The organism is Pseudooceanicola onchidii, assembly GCF_004959925.1.
Taxonomy (GTDB): Bacteria; Pseudomonadota; Alphaproteobacteria; order Rhodobacterales; family Rhodobacteraceae; genus Pseudooceanicola; species Pseudooceanicola onchidii.
The window spans coordinates 1,578,643-1,595,763 of record NZ_SPUW01000001.1; the positions used below are offsets into that span (position 1 = coordinate 1,578,643).

Here is a 17,121-nt window from a genome sequence, read left to right on the forward strand (position 1 = left end):
GCCAGTATCATTTCTGTCGCCGCCACATGTCCTCGCGCGGTGACGAACTTCCTCCCTGTCTGACTGGCCGTGCCCTCGTGGCACGGCTTTTTTCCCTGTCCAGCATCGGCGTCTTCAAGGTGACCTTCGTCATCTTTGCGTCACATCGTTGTGCGAAGATGTGTAAACCATCCTTTTCAAACCAGATTTTGCCTGTTGACGGATTTCCGGAAACCGCCTAGCGTCACGTCAAACATAAGTCGGCCAGTCCGACAGGGAGAATGAAAAGGGACCTTCGGGTCCCTTTTCTATTGCGCTGACGGTCCGTCGGCGTCCGCCCGCGACGCCGCCCCACATCACTGGCCCCACGACACCTGCCCCTGACGCTGGCATGTGATTGCCATCACATCGGCTTTTGGCCTGACAACGGTTCGGCAAAGTGATAACCCCCGGCTAACGTAATTAGGAAAACGGGACAGAAATGCTCAAGACCAGACCCCTCTTGTCCGCCCTCGCCCTCGCCGCCATGACCGGCGCAGCCATGGCTCAGACCGCCACGACCGAAGCGCCCGCCGCCGAGGCCACCGAGACGACCCAGACCGAACAAAGCCAGACCGAACAGGCGCAGACCACGCCCGCCGTCGACAGCACGCTCGACACCGGCCAGTCCGAAGAACCGCAGGTCGGTCAGGGCTATGTCCGCGAATCCTTCGGGGATTGGCAGCTGCAGTGCATCAAAGAAGAAGACGCGACCAAGGAACGCTGCCAGCTGTACCAGCTTCTGCTGGGCGAACAGGGCAACCCCGTCGCCGAAGTGCTGATCGAAAAGCTGCCCGACGGCGGTCAGGTCGCCGCAGGTGCCACCGTTGCCGTGCCCCACGGCACCGCGCTTGCCAAGGATCTGCGGATTACCGTGGATGGCGCCAAAGGCAAGGTCTATCGCTATGCCTTCTGTGATGCAGCCAGCTGCTATGCGCGGATCGGCCTGCTGGCCGCCGACGTATCGGCCTTCCAGCGCGGCAACTCTGCCAAGGTCACGATCTTCCCGTTCGAATCCCAGGACACGCCGGTCGACCTGACCCTGTCGCTCTCGGGCTTCACCGCGGGCTACGAGGCCACGACGGCCCCTGCCGCCCCGGCCGAGTGATCGCCCCATCAAACATCAAAACGCCCGCCAGTTTGGCGGGCGTTTTTGTTTGCGGTTCGTGCAAAAGGCGCGAAGGTTACGCGCCCCACTGACGGATCGGGCCGCAGTCCATGTGGACGAAGTTGGATCCGCTGTACCGGCCCACGCCGCCTGCATTGCAAGAAGACGCCGCGCGCGCCATCTGGTTGACCGAGCGCGAGGACAGTCGCACATCGGCCGCCTGCCCCTTCATGTGAAGGGAATTGCGCGCCACGTTGCGGGATTTCGACCGCAGCATCTGGTTGGTCTGCTGCGTCCGGTACCCGGACAGAAGAAGATAGGGTTCGCTGACATCAAGCAGATTGTGCGATGCCGCGAGGATGTCGATCGTGCGGGTATCCATCTTGGAGACGGAGTCGGTCCGCCAGTCCCGCATGAAGTGGGCGACTTCCGTCACCGCATCCTTGATGTAGACACCATCGACCCAGTAGATCATGTCGATGCGTTCGCCCGTCCGGGCCGAATACATACGGATGCGTCGGATATCGCCGGCGTTGCGAAGAACGCCTGCTGCCTTGGAAAATGTCGGAGCTGCTGTGACTGCGGTCGCTGCGAATGCACCAAGAAGTGCACGCCGCGAGATGCCCGCCGAGCTTTCGATTGCCATGTTTCGCGCCTGTCCCGTCGCTACCTGTACCGCGATGTTACGCGGTAATCTGTTTGCACCTCATCCCCAGATGCAGGGCCCTTATCTCATATTTGACCGAGTCAACCAAGGCGGATTTGTCGGGCAATTTATTCAATTGCCTTATTTCGGCGAGAATTCGCCAATAGGTAAATTTACGCAGACCTGTGGCGCCGACGTCACCCCCGTGCATCACTCCGAAAGATGTTGGCCTCATAAGGTTTTTGTGAATGGACAGTTCCGGCGGCTTGCCGCCAGTTTTGGATAAAAGTGATTTCCGGAAGGACCCTGCATGCCTCTCGCCGCCAAAGCCCGCCTGCTCACCGCATCGGCTGCCCTCGCCCTTGCCCTGACAGCCCTGCCGGGTGCCGCGCAAGAGGCCCCGACGATCCAGATCACGGCCTTCCAGCAGGTCGTGGCGGAAACGGCGGCGCAGGATCGTGACCTTGCTGCCTTCTACCGGTCGCATGATTTCGCCCCGATCTGGACCGGCGCCGACAAGGCCCATACCGATCGCCGCCGCGCCCTTCTGGCGGCCCTGTCCAACGTCGAAGACCACGGCCTGCCCGCCGCGGCCTATGACGTCCCCGCGCTGATCGAAGCCATGCGCACCGCCACCACCGATGCCGACCGCGCGCGGCTTGACGTGCGGCTGTCCCGCCTGTTCCTGGCCTATGCCGCCGACGTGCAGACCGGCCTGCTGACCCCGTCAGACATCGACAAATCCATCGTCCGCGAAGTGCCGCTGCGCGATCGCGCCGGTTACCTGACCGACCTGACGACCAAGGACCCCGAGGCATTCCTGGCCTCTCTCCCGCCCCAAAGCGCTGAATACACCCGCCTGATGCGCGAGAAGTTCCGGCTCGAAGCGCTGGTCAGCTCGGGCGGCTTCGGCGCCTCGGTCCGTGGCAGTGCGATCAAACCCGGCGAACGGGGCAATGACGTCGTCGCCCTGCGCAACCGCCTGATGACCATGGGCTACCTGCCCCGCAGCGTATCGACGACCTACGACAGCGCCATGGAAGCCGCCGTGCAGGAGTTTCAGCGCGACCACGGCCTGCCCGACGACGGTGTCGCCGGCGCCGCCACCCTGGCCGAGCTGAACGTGCCCGCCGAGGACCGCCTGAAATCCGTCATCGTCGCGATGGAGCGGGAGCGCTGGATCAACCGCGATCTGGGCGACCGTCATGTCCTGGTCAACCTGACCGACTTCAAGGCCAAGATCATGGATCACGGCAAGGTCTACTTTGAAACCCGCGCGGTCATCGGGAAGAACCTGTCGACGCACCGGACGCCGGAATTCTCGGATGTCATGGAGCACATGATCATCAACCCGACCTGGAACGTCCCCCGGTCGATCGCGGTCAGCGAATACCTCCCGGCGTTCCAGCGCAACGCCTATTCCAACAGCCATCTCAAGCTGATCAACGCGCGCGGCCAGGTCGTGGATCGCGGGTCGGTGAACTTTGCCGCCTACAACGCGCGCAACTTCCCCTTCGATATCAAGCAGCCGCCGTCGGCGCGCAACGCGCTTGGGCTGGTGAAGTTCATGTTCCCGAACCCCAACAACATCTACCTGCACGACACCCCGGCCAAGAGCCTGTTTTCCCGCGACGTCCGCGCGTTTTCGCACGGGTGCATCCGCCTGAACGACCCGTTCGACTTTGCCTATGCCCTGCTGGCCTGGCAAAGCGACACCCCCGAGCAGCTGTTCAAGTCGCACCTGAACACCGGGCGCGAGACGCAGGTGAACCTGCGCGAACCGCTGCCCGTGCACCTGATCTACCGCACCGCCGTCGGCCAGCCGAAGGGGCACATGACCTATCGCCGCGACGTCTATGGGCGTGACGCCGCGATCTGGAATGCGCTGGCGCGTGAAGGGGTGGAACTGCACGCGGTTCAGGGGTAATCCGGGGCCACGATCCCTACCCGAGGCCACCATGGCATACACGATCCAAGCCCTCGCCGAGGCCATCGGCGGTGTGGCCCACGGCTCCATCGACCTGACGATCACCGGCGCGGCCGAACCCGCCGCCGCCCGCGCAGACGACATCGCGCTGGCCATGCGCCCGGCCTTTGCCGACACGCTGAAGACCGGGGCGGCCCGGGCGGCGATCCTCTGGGACGACGCGGATTGGCAGGCCTACGGGCTCGAGGCCGCGATCCTGGTCTCGCGCCCCCGCCTGGCCATGGCGCGGCTGACCGAACGCTTCGACCGCGGTCAGGGATATACGCTAGGCATTGACCGGTCGGCGATGATCGAAAGTTCGGCCACGATCGGCAGCGACACCTCGGTCGGGCCGATGACGTATATCGCGGCCAACGTGCAGATCGGTGACAACTGCCTGATCGGGCCGCAGTGCTATATCGGTGACGGCGTGGTCCTGGGCGACGGCGCGGTGATCCATGCCGGTGTGCGCATCCTGGCCCGGGTCCGCATCGGGGCCCGGTTCCGCGCCAGCCCCGGCGTCGTGGTCGGGGCGGATGGCCACAGCTTTGTCACGCCCGAGGAAAGCGCCGTCGAACAGGCCCGCGCCACCCTGGGCACCGAAGTCACCGCCAAGGCCCAGTCCTGGCAGCGCATCCATTCGCTCGGGTCTGTCATCATCGGCGATGACGTCGAACTGGGCGCGAACACCACTGTCGATGCGGGCACCATCCGCCCGACGGAAATCGGCGACGGCTGCAAGATCGACAACCTGTGCCAGATCGGCCACAACGTCCGGCTTGGCCATGATTGCCTGTTCTCGGCCCAGACCGGCGTCGCCGGATCGACCGTGATCGGCAACAATGTGATCCTCGGCGGTCAGGTCGGCGTATCCGACAATATCACCGTCGGCGACAACGTCGTGGTCGGCGGCGGATCGAAGCTTCTGTCCAAGGTGCCCGCGGGCCGCGTCATGCTGGGTTATCCGGCGACGAAGATGGATCAGAACCTCGAGATCTACAGACTTCAGCGCCGCCTGCCGCGGCTCTTTGAACAGGTTGCCGCACTACAGAAAGCGGTTTTCAAGACCGGTGATAAAGACTAGATCACCGGGGACGCTGCCTTTGGGGGACGCCATGGATATCAAGACCCGTGTCATCGAAATCATCGCCGAACAGGCCATGATCGACCAGTCCGATGTGACGATGGAAGCGACGCTTGAAGACCTCGGCATCGACAGCCTGGGCCTGGTCGAGTCGATCTTCGCCATCGAGGAAGCCTTCGACATCCAGGTCCCGTTCAACGCGAATGAACCGACAGAAAGCGATTTCGACATCTCGTCGGTGGCCTCCATCGTGGCGGGCATCGAAAAGCTGGTGGCGGAACAAAAGTCGTGAAACGCGTCGTCATTACCGGGGCCGGCACGATCAATGCCCTTGGTCATTCGGTGCCCGAAACGCTCGAAGCCTTCCGCGAAGGCCGCTGCGGCATCGGCCCGCTTGAGTTCCGGGACGTCGAACGCCTGGCGATCAATATCGGCGGGCAGATCAAGGGGTTCGAGGCCGAGGGCCTGTTCAACCGGCAGCAGATGTCGCTTTATGACCGGTTCACGCAGTTCACCCTGATTGCCGCGCGCGAAGCCATCGCACAGGCGGGGCTAGAGTTCATCGGAGAGCTTGCCGCCAAGTCCGGCGTCGTGCTGGGCAACTCGGGCGGCGGGATGACCACGCTGGATGAGAACTACCGCCACGTCTACGAGGACGGCAAGAACCGGGTGCATCCCTTCGTGGTGCCCAAGCTGATGAACAACGCGGCCGCCAGCCACGTCAGCATGGAATTCAACCTCAAGGGCCCGTCCTTCACCGTGGCCTCGGCCTGTGCGTCGTCCAACCACGCCATGGCGCAGGCCTTCCAGATGGTGCGTACCGGCATGGCCCCCGTGATGGTCACCGGCGGGTCGGAATCAATGCTGTGCTTCGGTGGTGTGAAGGCCTGGGAAGGCCTGCGCGTCATGTCCAAGGATGCCTGCCGCCCGTTTTCCATGAACCGCAACGGCATGGTGCAGGGCGAAGGTGCGGGCATCTTCGTGTTTGAGGATTACGACCACGCCAAGAAGCGCGGTGCCGAAATCCTGGCCGAAGTCATCGGCTTCGCCATGTCCTCGGATGCTTCGGATATCGTGATGCCGTCCAAGCAAGGCGCAGCGCGGGCCATTGCCGGCGCGATCAAGGATGCGGGCGTCAACGCCTCGGACGTGGGGTATATCAACGCCCATGGCACCGGCACCGCCGCCAACGACAAGACCGAATGCGCCGCCGTGGCCGATGCGCTTGGGCCGCACGCCGACAAGGTGATGATTTCGTCGACCAAGTCGATGCACGGTCACCTGATCGGCGGCACCGGCGCGGTCGAATTGCTGGCCTGCATCATGGCGCTGCGGGACGGCATCATCGCCCCGACGATCGGCTATGAAGAACCCGATCCGGAATGCGCGCTGGACGTGGTGCCGAACGAGGCCCGCGAAGCCAAGGTGGATGTCGCCCTGTCGAATGCCTTTGCCTTCGGTGGCCTCAACGCCGTGCTGGCCCTGCGCGCGGTCTGATCCCGCCGCCCAGCCATCAGGCGCGCCGCTTCGCCTCGGCCATCCTGTAGGCAATCTCCATCGCCAGAACCATGGACGACGGGTCGGCCACGCCGCGCCCGGCGATGTCGAACGCGGTACCGTGATCGGGTGAGGTACGGATGAAGGGCAGTCCAAGCGTCACGTTAACGCCCTTCTCCAACCCCATGTATTTGATCGGAATAAGTCCCTGATCATGGTACTGCGCCACGACCACGTCAAAGGCCCCCTGGCGCGCCTGCATGAAGACCGTGTCGCCGGGGAATGGCCCCTTCACGTCCAGCCCTTCCTCGCGGGCGCGGGCGATGGCGGGGGCGATCACCTCGATCTCTTCGCGCCCGAACAGCCCGCCTTCGCCGGCATGCGGGTTCAGGCCTGCAACCGCGATCCGCGGGTTGCCGATGCCAAACGCCTGACAGCCCTTGTGCGCCAGCCGGATCGCCCGCATCTGCGCCTCGAAGGTGCACTGTTCGATCGCGTCGCGCAGGGACACGTGGATCGTCACCAGCACCACGCGCAGCACGTCATTGGCCAGCATCATCGCGACGCGCCCGCCGGTGTCGCGGATGCCGCTGTGATGTTCCAGGATCTCGGTGTGGCCGGGATAGTTCACCCCCGCCATCGACAGCGCCTCTTTCTGAATCGGCGCGGTGACCATGCCTGCCACGCGCCCGGCCTTGGCCAGAGCAATGGCGACGAGGATCGCGTCATAGGCCATCTGCCCCGCCTCGGCCGAGATCCGGCCATAGGGGTGCGGCTGGGAATGGCTGGACGGCATCATCGGGATGGCATTGGTGACATTGGCCGCCGCCTCGGGGCCGTCCACGACCTCGATCTTGCGGTCCGGCGCCACCAGGTCGCGCGCCCGCGCCGCCGTGGCGGGCGATCCGATCAGAACGGCAGGATGCGCCCCCGGGCGGGTCACCGCACGCAGGGCCACTTCGGGTCCGATCCCGGCAGGATCCCCCAGGGTGACTGCCAGCGGCAGCCGAGTCGTTTGGTTTTTCATGACGGTAGCCTATCCGAAGCCGGTCCGGGAAAAAGCCCTGCCGACAGGTATTTGCAAAAATCTTCACGAAGAGTTGGGAACAATCCTGCCACCTCGCCTGTTGCACTGCCATGAAGCGGCCAACACCGCACAACACCGTCAAGGAGAGGACCAGAGCTATGAAAAATCTGCTGCTCACGACTGCAATGATCACCATCGGCGCGACCGGCGCCGCACTGGCTGACACCACCAACACCGAAGCCAACACCGACATGAACGCCACCTCGGGCGCCGCATTTGCCAGCGGCATGCAAGAGGGCCAGATCCGCGCCTCCGACTTCATCGGCATGCGCGTCTATGCTGCTGCCAATTCCGGCGAAATGACCGACGCTGATGGCGCAGGTCAGGACTGGGAAGACATCGGTGAAATCAACGACGTCGTGATGAACCGCGATGGTCAGGTCGAATCCGTCCTCGTCGACATCGGCGGGTTCCTCGGCATCGGCGAACGCCAGGTTGCTGCCAACCTGAGCCAGGTGAAGTTCGTCTCCGACAGCTCCACCGACGAACCGGAAGATTTCTTCCTGGTGATGAACGTCGACCCGGAAACGCTGGACGACGCCCCGGAATACAGCTTTGACAGCGCAGCCGCCGAGGTCGAAGCCGAAACCGAAGAAGCCGGCGAGGACGTCGCAGCTGCTGCCGACACCGCAAACCAGGAAATGGAAGAAGCGGGTGACGACGTTGCCGCTGCTGCCGACGAAGCTGGTGAGGAGCTGAACGAAGCGGGCGAAGACGTCGCTGCCGCTGCTGATGAAGCGGGCCAGGAAATCGAGGAAGGTGCTGAAGACATGGCACAATCCGCCGAAGCCGCTGGCGAGGAACTGGAAGCCGAGGCCGAAGAGATGGCCGCGACGGACGAACCCGCCGGTGAAGAGCTGCGCGAAGAAGACACCGCTGCCGCCACGACCGAAGCCGACGCCGACACCAATGTCACCGCAACGGCGGACGCCGATGCATCCGTGACCGAAGATGCGACCGCAACGGCCGACGCTTCGGCCACCGTTGACGCGAACGCCGAGCTCATGACTGCCGAAAACCTTGACGGTGCACGTGTCTACGACTCGAACGACAAGTGGATCGGCGAGATCTCGGAACTGATCATCACCGAAGACGGTCAGATCACCGACGCGATCGTCGACGTGGGTGGTTTCCTCGGCATCGGTGAAAAGCCGGTCGCTCTGAAACTGTCGGACCTGAAGATCATGCGTCAGGACGGTGGTGACGAGATCCGCGTCTACACCGCGATGATGGAAGCCGAACTGGAATCCATGCCCGAGTTCGAAAAGCAGTAATCTGCTGAAAGACTTGAGGAAGGGGTCGCGCAAGCGGCCCCTTTTTCGTTGGAACATCGCGCCTGCGCGGGCGTTGGTCCATCAACCCGGCACCCTGCCGCCAGCAAAGGCCTTGTCATGCCCCTTGATACCCGTCCCCGGCCCGGCGCCGCGCCCGCCCCCGCAGGGTCCACGGCCCGCAGCATCTGCGTCATCGCCAACCCCGGCTCGGGCAAGCGTGACCCGGGCCTCTTCGACGACATCCGCCAGACCATCTGCGCCGATGGCCGCACCTGCGACCTGCGCGAAGCCAAGCACGGGTCCGAGATCGAGACCCTGGCGCGCGCCGCCGTCGACGAAGGGTTCGACGTGGTGGCGGCGGCCGGCGGCGATGGCACCATCGCGGCCGTTGCAGGCGCGATCTTCGCGGCCCGTGACAAGATGGACCGCCTGCCCCACCTTGGCATCATCCCCCTGGGCACCTTCAATTATGTCGCGCGGTCCCTGAACATCCCGCAAGAGGCCCCGGCCGAGGCCGCGCGCCTGCTGCTCGAGGCGCCGGATCAGCCGCTCGCCATCGGCGAGGTCAACGGCAAGGTCTTTCTCAACAACGCCTCGCTTGGCGCCTATCCCGCGATCCTCGACCAGCGCGAAGGCATCTATCGCAAATGGGGCCGGTCCCGCGTGGCCGCCTATTGGTCGGTGCTGCGCGCCCTGTCGACCCTGGGCAAGCCATTGTCGATGAAGATCGAGGTCGATGGACAGCGCGTGCGGAAAAAGTCCCCGCTCGCCTTCGTTGCCAATTCATCCTACCAGATCGAGGAGTTCGCCCTGCCCGGCGCCGATGACGTCCGCAACGGCAACTTCGCGCTTTACCTTGCCCCCGACACGGGCCGCTATGGCCTGATCCTGCGGGCCCTGCGCCTTGCGGGCCGCGTCGCGCGCCCCGGACGGGATCTTGAGATGATTGCCGCCCGCGAGGTCACGATCACCACCCGCCAGTCGCAGCGCCTTGTCGCCCGTGATGGCGAGAAAGAGCGTCTTTCCAGCCCCTTCCGCTTCCGGCTTCATACCGACGTGATGCGCGTGATCGCCCCTGTTGCCGACGACACCCCAGACACCTGACCCATGCCGACACGCCTGATCCACCTGTCCGACCTGCACTTCGGCCGCGACCGTCCCGAATTGATGCGCCCGCTGATCGACGCGGTGAACGGCCTGTCCCCCGATCTTGTGGCGATCTCGGGCGACCTGACACAGCGGGCCTTCGCCAGCCAGTTCCGCGCCGCCCGCACCTTCATCGACCACATCGATGCGCCGGTCCTGTGTGTGCCGGGAAACCACGACCTGCCGGTGCATCGCCCGGTGACGCGGTTCTTTCGGCCCTTTCACAACTACAAGAAGCACATCAACGAAGAGCTCAGCCCCGCGTTGCTGACCCCCGATGTCGCCCTGATCGGCATCAACACGATGAAGCCCTGGCGCTGGCAGACGGGCTGGGCCAGCCGCAGCGTGATCCGTCGCGCCGCCCGCCTGTGCCGCAGCGGCCCGGCACATCGGCTCAATGTCATCGTCGCGCACCATCCCTTCGAACTGCCCCCCGACAGCACCAAGCGTGCGATGATAAACGCCGAATGGGGCCTGGCCACCCTGGCCGAGGCCGGGGCCGACATCATCCTGTCCGGCCACCTGCACCAGTGGCGCGTCATTTCGCCCCCTGACCCGCAATCACCCGAGATCCTGCAGATCCACTGCGGCACCGGGCTGTCGACGCGGATGCGGGGCGAACCGAACGACTTTGCCGAAATCGTCATCGGCAGCGCCACGTCCGACAGCGACCTCAGCGTGACGCGCTGGATCGCCGGGCCCGAGAACCGCTTTGCCGCGCGCGAAACCACCCGCTTCCATCGCGGGGCCGACGGCTGGCAGACTGCGACGCCCGTCGATCCGCTGCGGGTTCACCGCTGAAACCACCCGGTTTTGCAAACGTGAAAAATCCGCCATAAGCGGCGTCACCTATTCAACCGATTCCGGGACAAAGACATGCACGACATCCGCGCCATCCGCGAAAACCCCGCCGCCTTCGACGCCGCCCTGGCCCGTCGCGGAGTGTCCGCCGTCTCGTCCGACATCCTTTCGCTGGACGAAAAGCGCCGCGCCTGTATTCACGCCGCCGAAACCGCGCAGGCGGATCAGAACGCGTCGTCCAAGGAAATCGGCAAGGCCAAGGCCAGCGGTGACGAGGCCGAATTCGAACGCCTGCGCGCCATCGTCGCCGACAAGAAGGCCGAAGTCGCCAAGATGCAGGCCGAAGCGAAGGATCTGGACCAGCAGCTGACCGACCTTCTGCTGGGCATCCCGAACCTGCCCTATGACGACACGCCCGAGGGCGCGGACGAAGACGACAACGTCGAAATCCGCCGCGAAGGTACGCCGCGCGAGTTTGACTTCGGCCCGGTCGAGCATTTCGAGATCGCGGGCGTCAAACCGGGGATGGACTTCGAAACCGCCGCCAAGCTCTCGGGCTCGCGTTTCGTGGTGCTGGCCAACGGCGTCGCGCGCATCCACCGCGCGCTGGCGCAATTCATGCTCGACACCCACACCACCGAACACGGGTTGTCCGAGACCTGGACGCCCGTGCTGGTGAAAGAAGAGATGATGTACGGCACCGGCCAGCTGCCCAAGTTCGGCGAAGACAGCTATCAGACCCGCGAGGGCTGGTGGCTTGTGCCCACGGCCGAGGTCACGCTGACCAATATCGTCAACGACACGATCATCGACGAAGGCTACCTGCCCCGCCGCTATGTCGCCCACACCCAGTGTTTCCGGTCCGAGGCCGGCAGCGCGGGTCGCGACACCAGCGGAATGCTGCGCCAGCACCAGTTCGAAAAGGTCGAAATGGTCTCGGTCACCAAGCCCGAGGACAGCCGGGCCGAACTGGACCGGATGACCGACTGCGCCGAGAACATCCTGCGCAAGCTGGGCATTCCCTTCCGCACCGTGGTGCTTTGCACCGGTGACATGGGCGCAGGCGCACGCCGCACCCACGACATCGAGGTCTGGCTGCCCGGTCAGAACGCCTATCGCGAAATCTCGTCCTGTTCGGTCTGCGGCGATTACCAGGCGCGGCGCATGAACGCCCGCTATCGCCCCGATGGCGGCAAGCCGGAATTCGTGCACACGCTCAACGGGTCGGGCCTCGCGGTCGGGCGCTGCCTGATCGCGGTGCTGGAAAACGGCCAGCAAGAGGACGGGTCTGTCCTCCTGCCCGAGGCGCTGCACCCCTGGCTGGGCGGCAAGACCGTGCTGCAGGCCGACGGCACCCTCGCCTGACAAAAAGGCCGCGCCCCGGGTATCCCCGGCGCGCGGCCCCCACTTACCTCAGCGCGATCAGCCTGCGATGACGCCCGCGTCGATCGCGGCAGTCAGTTCATCCTGAGAGACCTCTCCGCTCTGGTCGGCATCGATCTCACCGAAGACCTCGGGGGTCAGATCCGGATAGGCTTCGACCAGTTCCTCCATCGAGAAGCTGCCGTTTGCATCGACGTCCTGGACCATCGTGTCTGCCAGCGCCGGAGCGGCGGCAAAGCCCAGCAGGGCGATGGTGGTGGCCAGGGTCGTGTTCAGCTTCGTCTTGGTCATGTTCAACTCCATTGGTTGGGTTATGAAACGGCTGTGTGTGCCGTTGATCCAAAGCTGGCGCTCTTCCAATTGACTTACAAGCCACTGAAATGGGGTAGAAAATCGGAATCGCGTGGTTCGGCGCAAGGGTGCCGATTTTCAGGCGCCCCCAGCAAAAAGGCGCTGTCGGGCGCCGTCGGAAATTCGTGCCATCTGGACAATTTCGGCCGGTCCTTGCCAGCGACACGGCCGGTTCCCGCCAGACTCAGGCCATGGCGCGGATCGGCAAGTTTCCCCGCCCCGAAACGCCCCGCCGATGAACCAATCTCTCCCCTCGTGCGTATCCTTTCCATGACACGCACCAAAGCCATCCTGGCCCTCGCGGCGGCGCTCGCCTTCGCCATATCGCCCTTCACCACGACCGGATTCGCGGGCTTTTCGGCCGACCAATTCCCGGTGCCGCAGTTCGACCCGCCGATTCAGCCCGCAGGCTGGGCCTTTTCGATCTGGGGGGTGATCTACCTCTGGCTCATCGCCTCAGCCGGGTACGGGCTTTTGCGCCGCGCCGAAGATCCCACATGGGACCAAACACGCTGGCCGCTGATCGCCTCGCTCGCAATTGGCGCGGCATGGATCCCGACCGCAGTCGCATCGCCCCTCTGGGCAACGGTGCTGATCTGGGCAATGTGGGTCGGCGCGATCCTGGCCCTGCTGCGGACCCCAGCAACCGACACCTGGTGGTTGCGCGTCCCGCTCGGGCTCTATGCCGGCTGGCTCACCGCCGCCTCCTGCGTGGCGACGGCGATCCTTGCGACCGGCTATGGCGCGACGCCGGTCCTGACGATCCACGCGGCCTTCCTGCTGCTGGGACTGGCGCTGGCCTCGCTCGTCCTGCGGCGCCTGCCCAGCCCGGGCTACGCCGCCGCGGTGGTCTGGGCGCTCACCGGGATCCTCGTTGCCAATCTTGACCCGGTGCGCCCCCTGATGATCGCCCTGCCCCTGATCGGCGCGGTGCTTCTGGCGCTTCCGGTCCTACGGCGCGCCTGATCTTCATCTTGCCGGAAATACTCCCGCCGGAGGCAGCCCGTCAGCCGGGCTTGCCCTTGCCCAGGTGCTTGCGCAACCGGGACGGCGTGGATTTCTTGCGGCCCTTGTAGGGGTTCTTGTCGGCCTGGCTGCGCATGTACAGCCGGATCGGCGTGCCGGGCATGTCGAAGGTCACCCGCAACCCGTTGACCAGATAGCGGGAATAGCTGTCCGGCAGAAGCTCGGGGTGCGAACACATGACCACGAAGGCCGGGGGCCGGGTCTTGGCCTGCGTGACATAGCGCAGCTTGATACGCTTGCCGCCGGGCGCGGGCGGCGGGTGCTGTTCCAGCATCCCCGTCAGCCAACGGTTCAGCCGCGCGGTCGAAACACGGCGGTTCCAGACCTCGTGCGCCTTGATGACGGCGGCCTGCAGGCGATCCAGCCCGCGACCCGTCTTGGCCGACACGGTGACCAGCGGCGCGCCCTTCAGCTGTGGCAGCAGCCGCTCGAACGCTTCACGCAGATCGCGCAGCTTGCCCTGCTTGTCGTCTTCCAGATCCCACTTGTTGACGGCGACCACCACCGCGCGCCCTTCACGCTCGGCCAGGTCGGCGATCCGCAGGTCCTGCTGTTCAAACGGGATCGCGGCATCCAGAAGCACGACGACCACTTCGGCGAACTTCACCGCCCGCAACCCGTCCGAGACCGAAAGCTTCTCAAGCTTGTCCTGGACCTTGGCCTTCTTGCGCATCCCGGCCGTATCGAACAGCCGCACCGGCACGTCATCCCATGTCAGCCGAAGCGAGATCGAATCCCGCGTGATCCCCGCCTCGGGGCCGGTCAGCAGCCGTTCCTCCCCTAGGATCTTGTTGATCAGGGTGGATTTCCCGGCGTTCGGACGGCCCACGACGGCCACCTGCAGCGGCCGCGCCTCGGTCGGGCGCCAGCTTTCGTCCTCTTCGGGTTCCTCGTCCACGTCCCAGTCGGTCGAGGGCATCAGCCCTTCTTCGGCGGCCACGCGCGCGGCTTCCTTGTCGCGGGCCGCGAAATCCTTGGCGATCGGGCCCAGCACCTCGGCCAGCTCGCCCATGCCTTCGCCGTGTTCGGCCGACAGGCGCAGCGGTTCGCCCAGGCCCAGCTCATAGGCCTCGAACAGCCCGGCTTCGCCCGCACGCCCCTCGGCCTTGTTGGCCGCAAGGATCACATGGGCAGACCGTTTGCGCAGGATATCCGCAAAGATGTGATCCGAAGGCGTCACCCCGGCGCGCGCGTCGATGACGAACAGGCACACGTCCGCCATGTCGACCGCACGTTCGGTCAGCTTGCGCATCCGGCCCTGCAGGCTTTCGTCCGTCGCCTCTTCCAGACCGGCGGTGTCGATGACGGTGAATCGCAGGTGGCCCAGACGCGCGTCGCCTTCACGCAGGTCGCGCGTCACGCCGGGCTGGTCATCGACCAGCGCCAGCTTCTTGCCGACAAGGCGGTTGAACAGCGTCGACTTGCCCACATTGGGCCGTCCGACGATGGCGAGCGTAAAGGACATCCTGACCTCGATCCGTCAAAACCCGTCCCGAAGGGTGAACTTGCGTTCCCCCGGATGGGGAATGGCAGGGGCGGGTTGGGTAACAAGCCGCCCCGATACCCTATTCCTGGATCAACGGAAAGCCAGCAATTGACCACGCGCCGACACGACATAAAGCGTGCGTCCCGCGATCACCGGGTTCGACGACGCACCGCCCGGCAATTCGACCTGGCCCACCAGCGCGCCCGAGGTCGGATCGAACGACCGCAGCAGCCCGTCGCCCGAAGCGACGATCAGACGGTTGCCCGCCAGAACCGGGCCATAGTGGCCAAAGACTTCCTTCTGGCGGCGCGGCTTGTCCTTGACGAACAGCGGCAGGTCCTGCGCCCAGACACGTTCGCCCGTTTCGGCCGACAGGCGGACGATCTGGTTCAGGTCGGACACCAGGAAGACATCGCCACCAAAGGCCCAGACCGGCGACATCGCGCCTTCGTTCGCGGACCAGAGCCGTTCGCCGGTCGTGGCATCCAGCGCCACGGTCGACCCGGACTGCACCCCGACATAGACGCGGCCGTTCGACACGACCGGATCGCCCGAGATATCGCCGATGACGGACTTCGCGAACCCGCGACGCCGCCCGGACACCAGCGCGCCCCAGGATTGCAGGCCGCCTTCGCGGCTGACGGCCTGGATCTCGCCCGAGGCATGGCCGAAGATCACCAGGTCGCCGGAAATCGCCGGAGCGGGTCCGCCCAGAAGCGTATTGCGGTCCGGCGTGGCGGTCATCTGCCAGCGCACGCGGCCATTGTTCACATCGATCGCCCAGGCGGTTGCATCGCCCGAGATCACGTAGACCAGGTTGCCCGCCACCGTCGGCGTGCCCGTGCCCGAGCTGTCCAGATCCTGTTCCCACAGCACAGCGCCGGTCGCCGGATCGAGAGCCGACAGGATGCCATAACCGGTCGAGACGAAAAGCTTGCCTCCGCCATAGGCCAGGCCGCCGCCGGATGCCTGCCCGCTGCCGTCGGCCGGCGGGGCAAGATCGCGGGTCCAGGCCACGGCGCCACCGGTGGTGACCGCCGTCACCTTGGCGCCGCTGTCCAGCGTGAAGATGCGGCCGTCGGCCACCACGGGATCCCCGGCGATGCGGGCCTTGCGACCGTCGCCATCGCCGATGTTCACCGCCCAGGCCAGCGACAGCGCGCCATTCAGCGCCGCGTTGTCGACCCGCGTTGCAGGCGATCCGGGGCGTTGCGGCCAGTTGGCATTGGCCGTCGCGCCGGGCATCGACACCGGCTCGACCCGGTTTTCGGTGGCATCGTCGGTCAGCGGCGCATCGGTCAGCACCGCGGCCACGTCTTCGCGCTTGCCGGGCAGATAGGTTTCCTTCTTCTCGCAAGCCGCCAGCGCAACCACGCTGCAGATCACGGCCAGGCGGATCATCCGGTCACCGGCCATCCGGCCCTTTGCCATCGCAAATGTCATCATTGCCGCGTTCCCGCCTCTTCGTCCCGATCCTGACAGCCGATCAGCCGTCCTGCGTGGTGTCCGCCTCTCCGGGCGTGCCACCAAGCACCACAATCAACTGAGAAATCCGACGAAGCAAGTCCGGCGTCATCCCCGCATCTTCCTGCATGTCGCGCAGCTGCGCCAGCGCCTCGCCGGGGTTGCCTTCCTCGACATGCGTCATGGCGATCTGTTCCAGCGCCAGCAGCCGCAGCGGCGATCCTGCCCCGGCCAGGTCCTGATAGCCGTCGCGCCGTTCGGCGGGCGACAGCGTGTCGGCCTGCAGCGCCAGCGCCCGGAATTTCGCCAGCGACCGGTAGACCACCGGGACCTCGCCGGTTTCCGCCACGCGGTTCAGCTCGTCCACGGCGCCCTGCGTATCGCCCGACCGTGCCATTTCCGCCGCGCGGGTCAGGCCCAGCATGGCGGCGGCATCGGGCGTATCGGCCCCGATCGCATCAAGCGCGGCGGCGCGTTCGCCCGGCTCGCCCTGTTCCAGAGCGGTCAGGATCGCGTCCCCGAAGGCTTCGGCCTGCGCTTCGCGTTCGGCGCGGGTGTATTCGTACCAGGCCGCACCCGCCACGATCACCACGACAACCACGGCGGCAATCCAGCCATATCTGCGGAATGTCGCGAACAACCTGTCGCGCCGCACCTCTTCCGTCACTTCGTCAATGAATGAATCCGACTGGCTCACCGTATACTCCCCGGTTCTGGTCCGCCCCTCTTAACCTGTCACCCCATGCCTGCCAAGGGGACCCAACCAGATGTGCCGATGTGACAG

At 65.3% G+C, this 17,121-nt stretch carries 16 protein-coding genes; 10 read left to right on the plus strand and 6 right to left on the minus strand.

The features are described from left to right. Nucleotides 1-460 precede the first annotated feature (460 nt). Complete coding sequence (locus E4S58_RS07645) at nucleotides 461-1,126, plus strand: invasion associated locus B family protein (protein ID WP_169052622.1); 666 nt, start codon at nucleotides 461-463, stop codon at nucleotides 1,124-1,126. Between the two features lie 76 nt (nucleotides 1,127-1,202). On the opposite strand, the gene mepK is transcribed toward E4S58_RS07645, so the two are convergent. Continuing rightward, on the minus strand, nucleotides 1,203-1,772 hold the full coding sequence (gene mepK / locus E4S58_RS07650; protein WP_136635720.1) for a peptidoglycan L,D-endopeptidase MepK: 570 nt from the start codon (nucleotides 1,770-1,772) through the stop codon (nucleotides 1,203-1,205). Nucleotides 1,773-2,082: 310 nt separating this feature from the next. On the opposite strand from mepK, the gene E4S58_RS07655 reads away from it, so the two are divergent. Genes E4S58_RS07655 through E4S58_RS07670 form a run of 4 tightly spaced genes read left to right on the plus strand, consistent with a single transcriptional unit; the run spans nucleotide 2,083 to nucleotide 6,319 of the window. Beyond that, nucleotides 2,083-3,699: a L,D-transpeptidase family protein gene (locus tag E4S58_RS07655; RefSeq protein WP_136635721.1), complete on the plus strand. Its 1,617-nt coding sequence runs from the start codon at nucleotides 2,083-2,085 to the stop codon at nucleotides 3,697-3,699. A 31-nt stretch (nucleotides 3,700-3,730) separates the two neighbouring features. Next, complete coding sequence (gene lpxD, locus E4S58_RS07660; protein WP_136635722.1) at nucleotides 3,731-4,822, plus strand: UDP-3-O-(3-hydroxymyristoyl)glucosamine N-acyltransferase; 1,092 nt, start codon at nucleotides 3,731-3,733, stop codon at nucleotides 4,820-4,822. 31 nt (nucleotides 4,823-4,853) lie between these two features. Then, a complete protein-coding gene (locus E4S58_RS07665; RefSeq protein WP_136635723.1) occupies nucleotides 4,854-5,114 on the plus strand; it encodes an acyl carrier protein in 261 nt (86 codons plus the stop codon). Next, the gene (locus tag E4S58_RS07670; protein ID WP_136635724.1) at nucleotides 5,111-6,319 is read left to right on the plus strand and encodes a beta-ketoacyl-[acyl-carrier-protein] synthase family protein; all 1,209 of its coding nucleotides are present in this window, start codon (nucleotides 5,111-5,113) and stop codon (nucleotides 6,317-6,319) included. Before E4S58_RS07665 ends, E4S58_RS07670 begins: the two co-directional genes overlap by 4 nt. A gap of 16 nt (nucleotides 6,320-6,335) precedes the next feature. Here the strand turns inward: E4S58_RS07670 and pdxA are convergent, their stop codons facing one another. Then, entirely contained in the window at nucleotides 6,336-7,346 is a 1,011-nt protein-coding gene (pdxA, locus tag E4S58_RS07675; protein ID WP_136635725.1) for a 4-hydroxythreonine-4-phosphate dehydrogenase PdxA, read from the minus strand. A 158-nt stretch (nucleotides 7,347-7,504) separates the two neighbouring features. Between pdxA and E4S58_RS07680 the strand changes: the two genes are divergently transcribed. The 4 genes from E4S58_RS07680 (at nucleotide 7,505) to serS (ending at nucleotide 11,992) form a co-directional block, all read left to right on the plus strand. Next, a complete protein-coding gene (locus tag E4S58_RS07680; RefSeq protein ID WP_169052623.1) occupies nucleotides 7,505-8,680 on the plus strand; it encodes a PRC-barrel domain-containing protein in 1,176 nt (391 codons plus the stop codon). 117 nt (nucleotides 8,681-8,797) lie between these two features. Continuing rightward, nucleotides 8,798-9,784, plus strand: coding sequence for a diacylglycerol/lipid kinase family protein (locus E4S58_RS07685; RefSeq protein WP_136635727.1), 987 nt, complete (start codon nucleotides 8,798-8,800; stop codon nucleotides 9,782-9,784). 3 nt (nucleotides 9,785-9,787) lie between these two features. After that, nucleotides 9,788-10,627, plus strand: a complete 840-nt coding sequence (locus E4S58_RS07690; protein WP_136635728.1) for a metallophosphoesterase family protein — start codon at nucleotides 9,788-9,790, stop codon at nucleotides 10,625-10,627. Between the two features lie 75 nt (nucleotides 10,628-10,702). After that, entirely contained in the window at nucleotides 10,703-11,992 is a 1,290-nt protein-coding gene (gene serS / locus E4S58_RS07695) for a serine--tRNA ligase (protein ID WP_136635729.1), read from the plus strand. A gap of 57 nt (nucleotides 11,993-12,049) precedes the next feature. Here serS and E4S58_RS07700 read toward each other — a convergent pair whose 3' ends face one another. Then, nucleotides 12,050-12,301: an EF-hand domain-containing protein gene (locus E4S58_RS07700; RefSeq protein WP_136635730.1), complete on the minus strand. Its 252-nt coding sequence runs from the start codon at nucleotides 12,299-12,301 to the stop codon at nucleotides 12,050-12,052. A gap of 330 nt (nucleotides 12,302-12,631) precedes the next feature. Here E4S58_RS07700 and E4S58_RS07705 point away from each other — a divergent pair, with 330 nt between their 5' ends. Continuing rightward, a complete protein-coding gene (locus tag E4S58_RS07705; protein WP_136635731.1) occupies nucleotides 12,632-13,327 on the plus strand; it encodes a TspO/MBR family protein in 696 nt (231 codons plus the stop codon). Between the two features lie 40 nt (nucleotides 13,328-13,367). Here the strand turns inward: E4S58_RS07705 and der are convergent, their stop codons facing one another. The 3 genes from der to E4S58_RS07720 form a co-directional block, all read right to left on the minus strand. Then, on the minus strand, nucleotides 13,368-14,852 hold the full coding sequence (gene der / locus E4S58_RS07710; protein ID WP_136635732.1) for a ribosome biogenesis GTPase Der: 1,485 nt from the start codon (nucleotides 14,850-14,852) through the stop codon (nucleotides 13,368-13,370). 111 nt (nucleotides 14,853-14,963) lie between these two features. Continuing rightward, a complete protein-coding gene (locus tag E4S58_RS07715) occupies nucleotides 14,964-16,319 on the minus strand; it encodes an outer membrane protein assembly factor BamB family protein (RefSeq protein ID WP_338101519.1) in 1,356 nt (451 codons plus the stop codon). Nucleotides 16,320-16,359: 40 nt separating this feature from the next. Then, nucleotides 16,360-17,034, minus strand: coding sequence for a tetratricopeptide repeat protein (locus E4S58_RS07720; RefSeq protein WP_136635733.1), 675 nt, complete (start codon nucleotides 17,032-17,034; stop codon nucleotides 16,360-16,362). Between the last annotated feature and the right edge of the window lie 87 nt (nucleotides 17,035-17,121).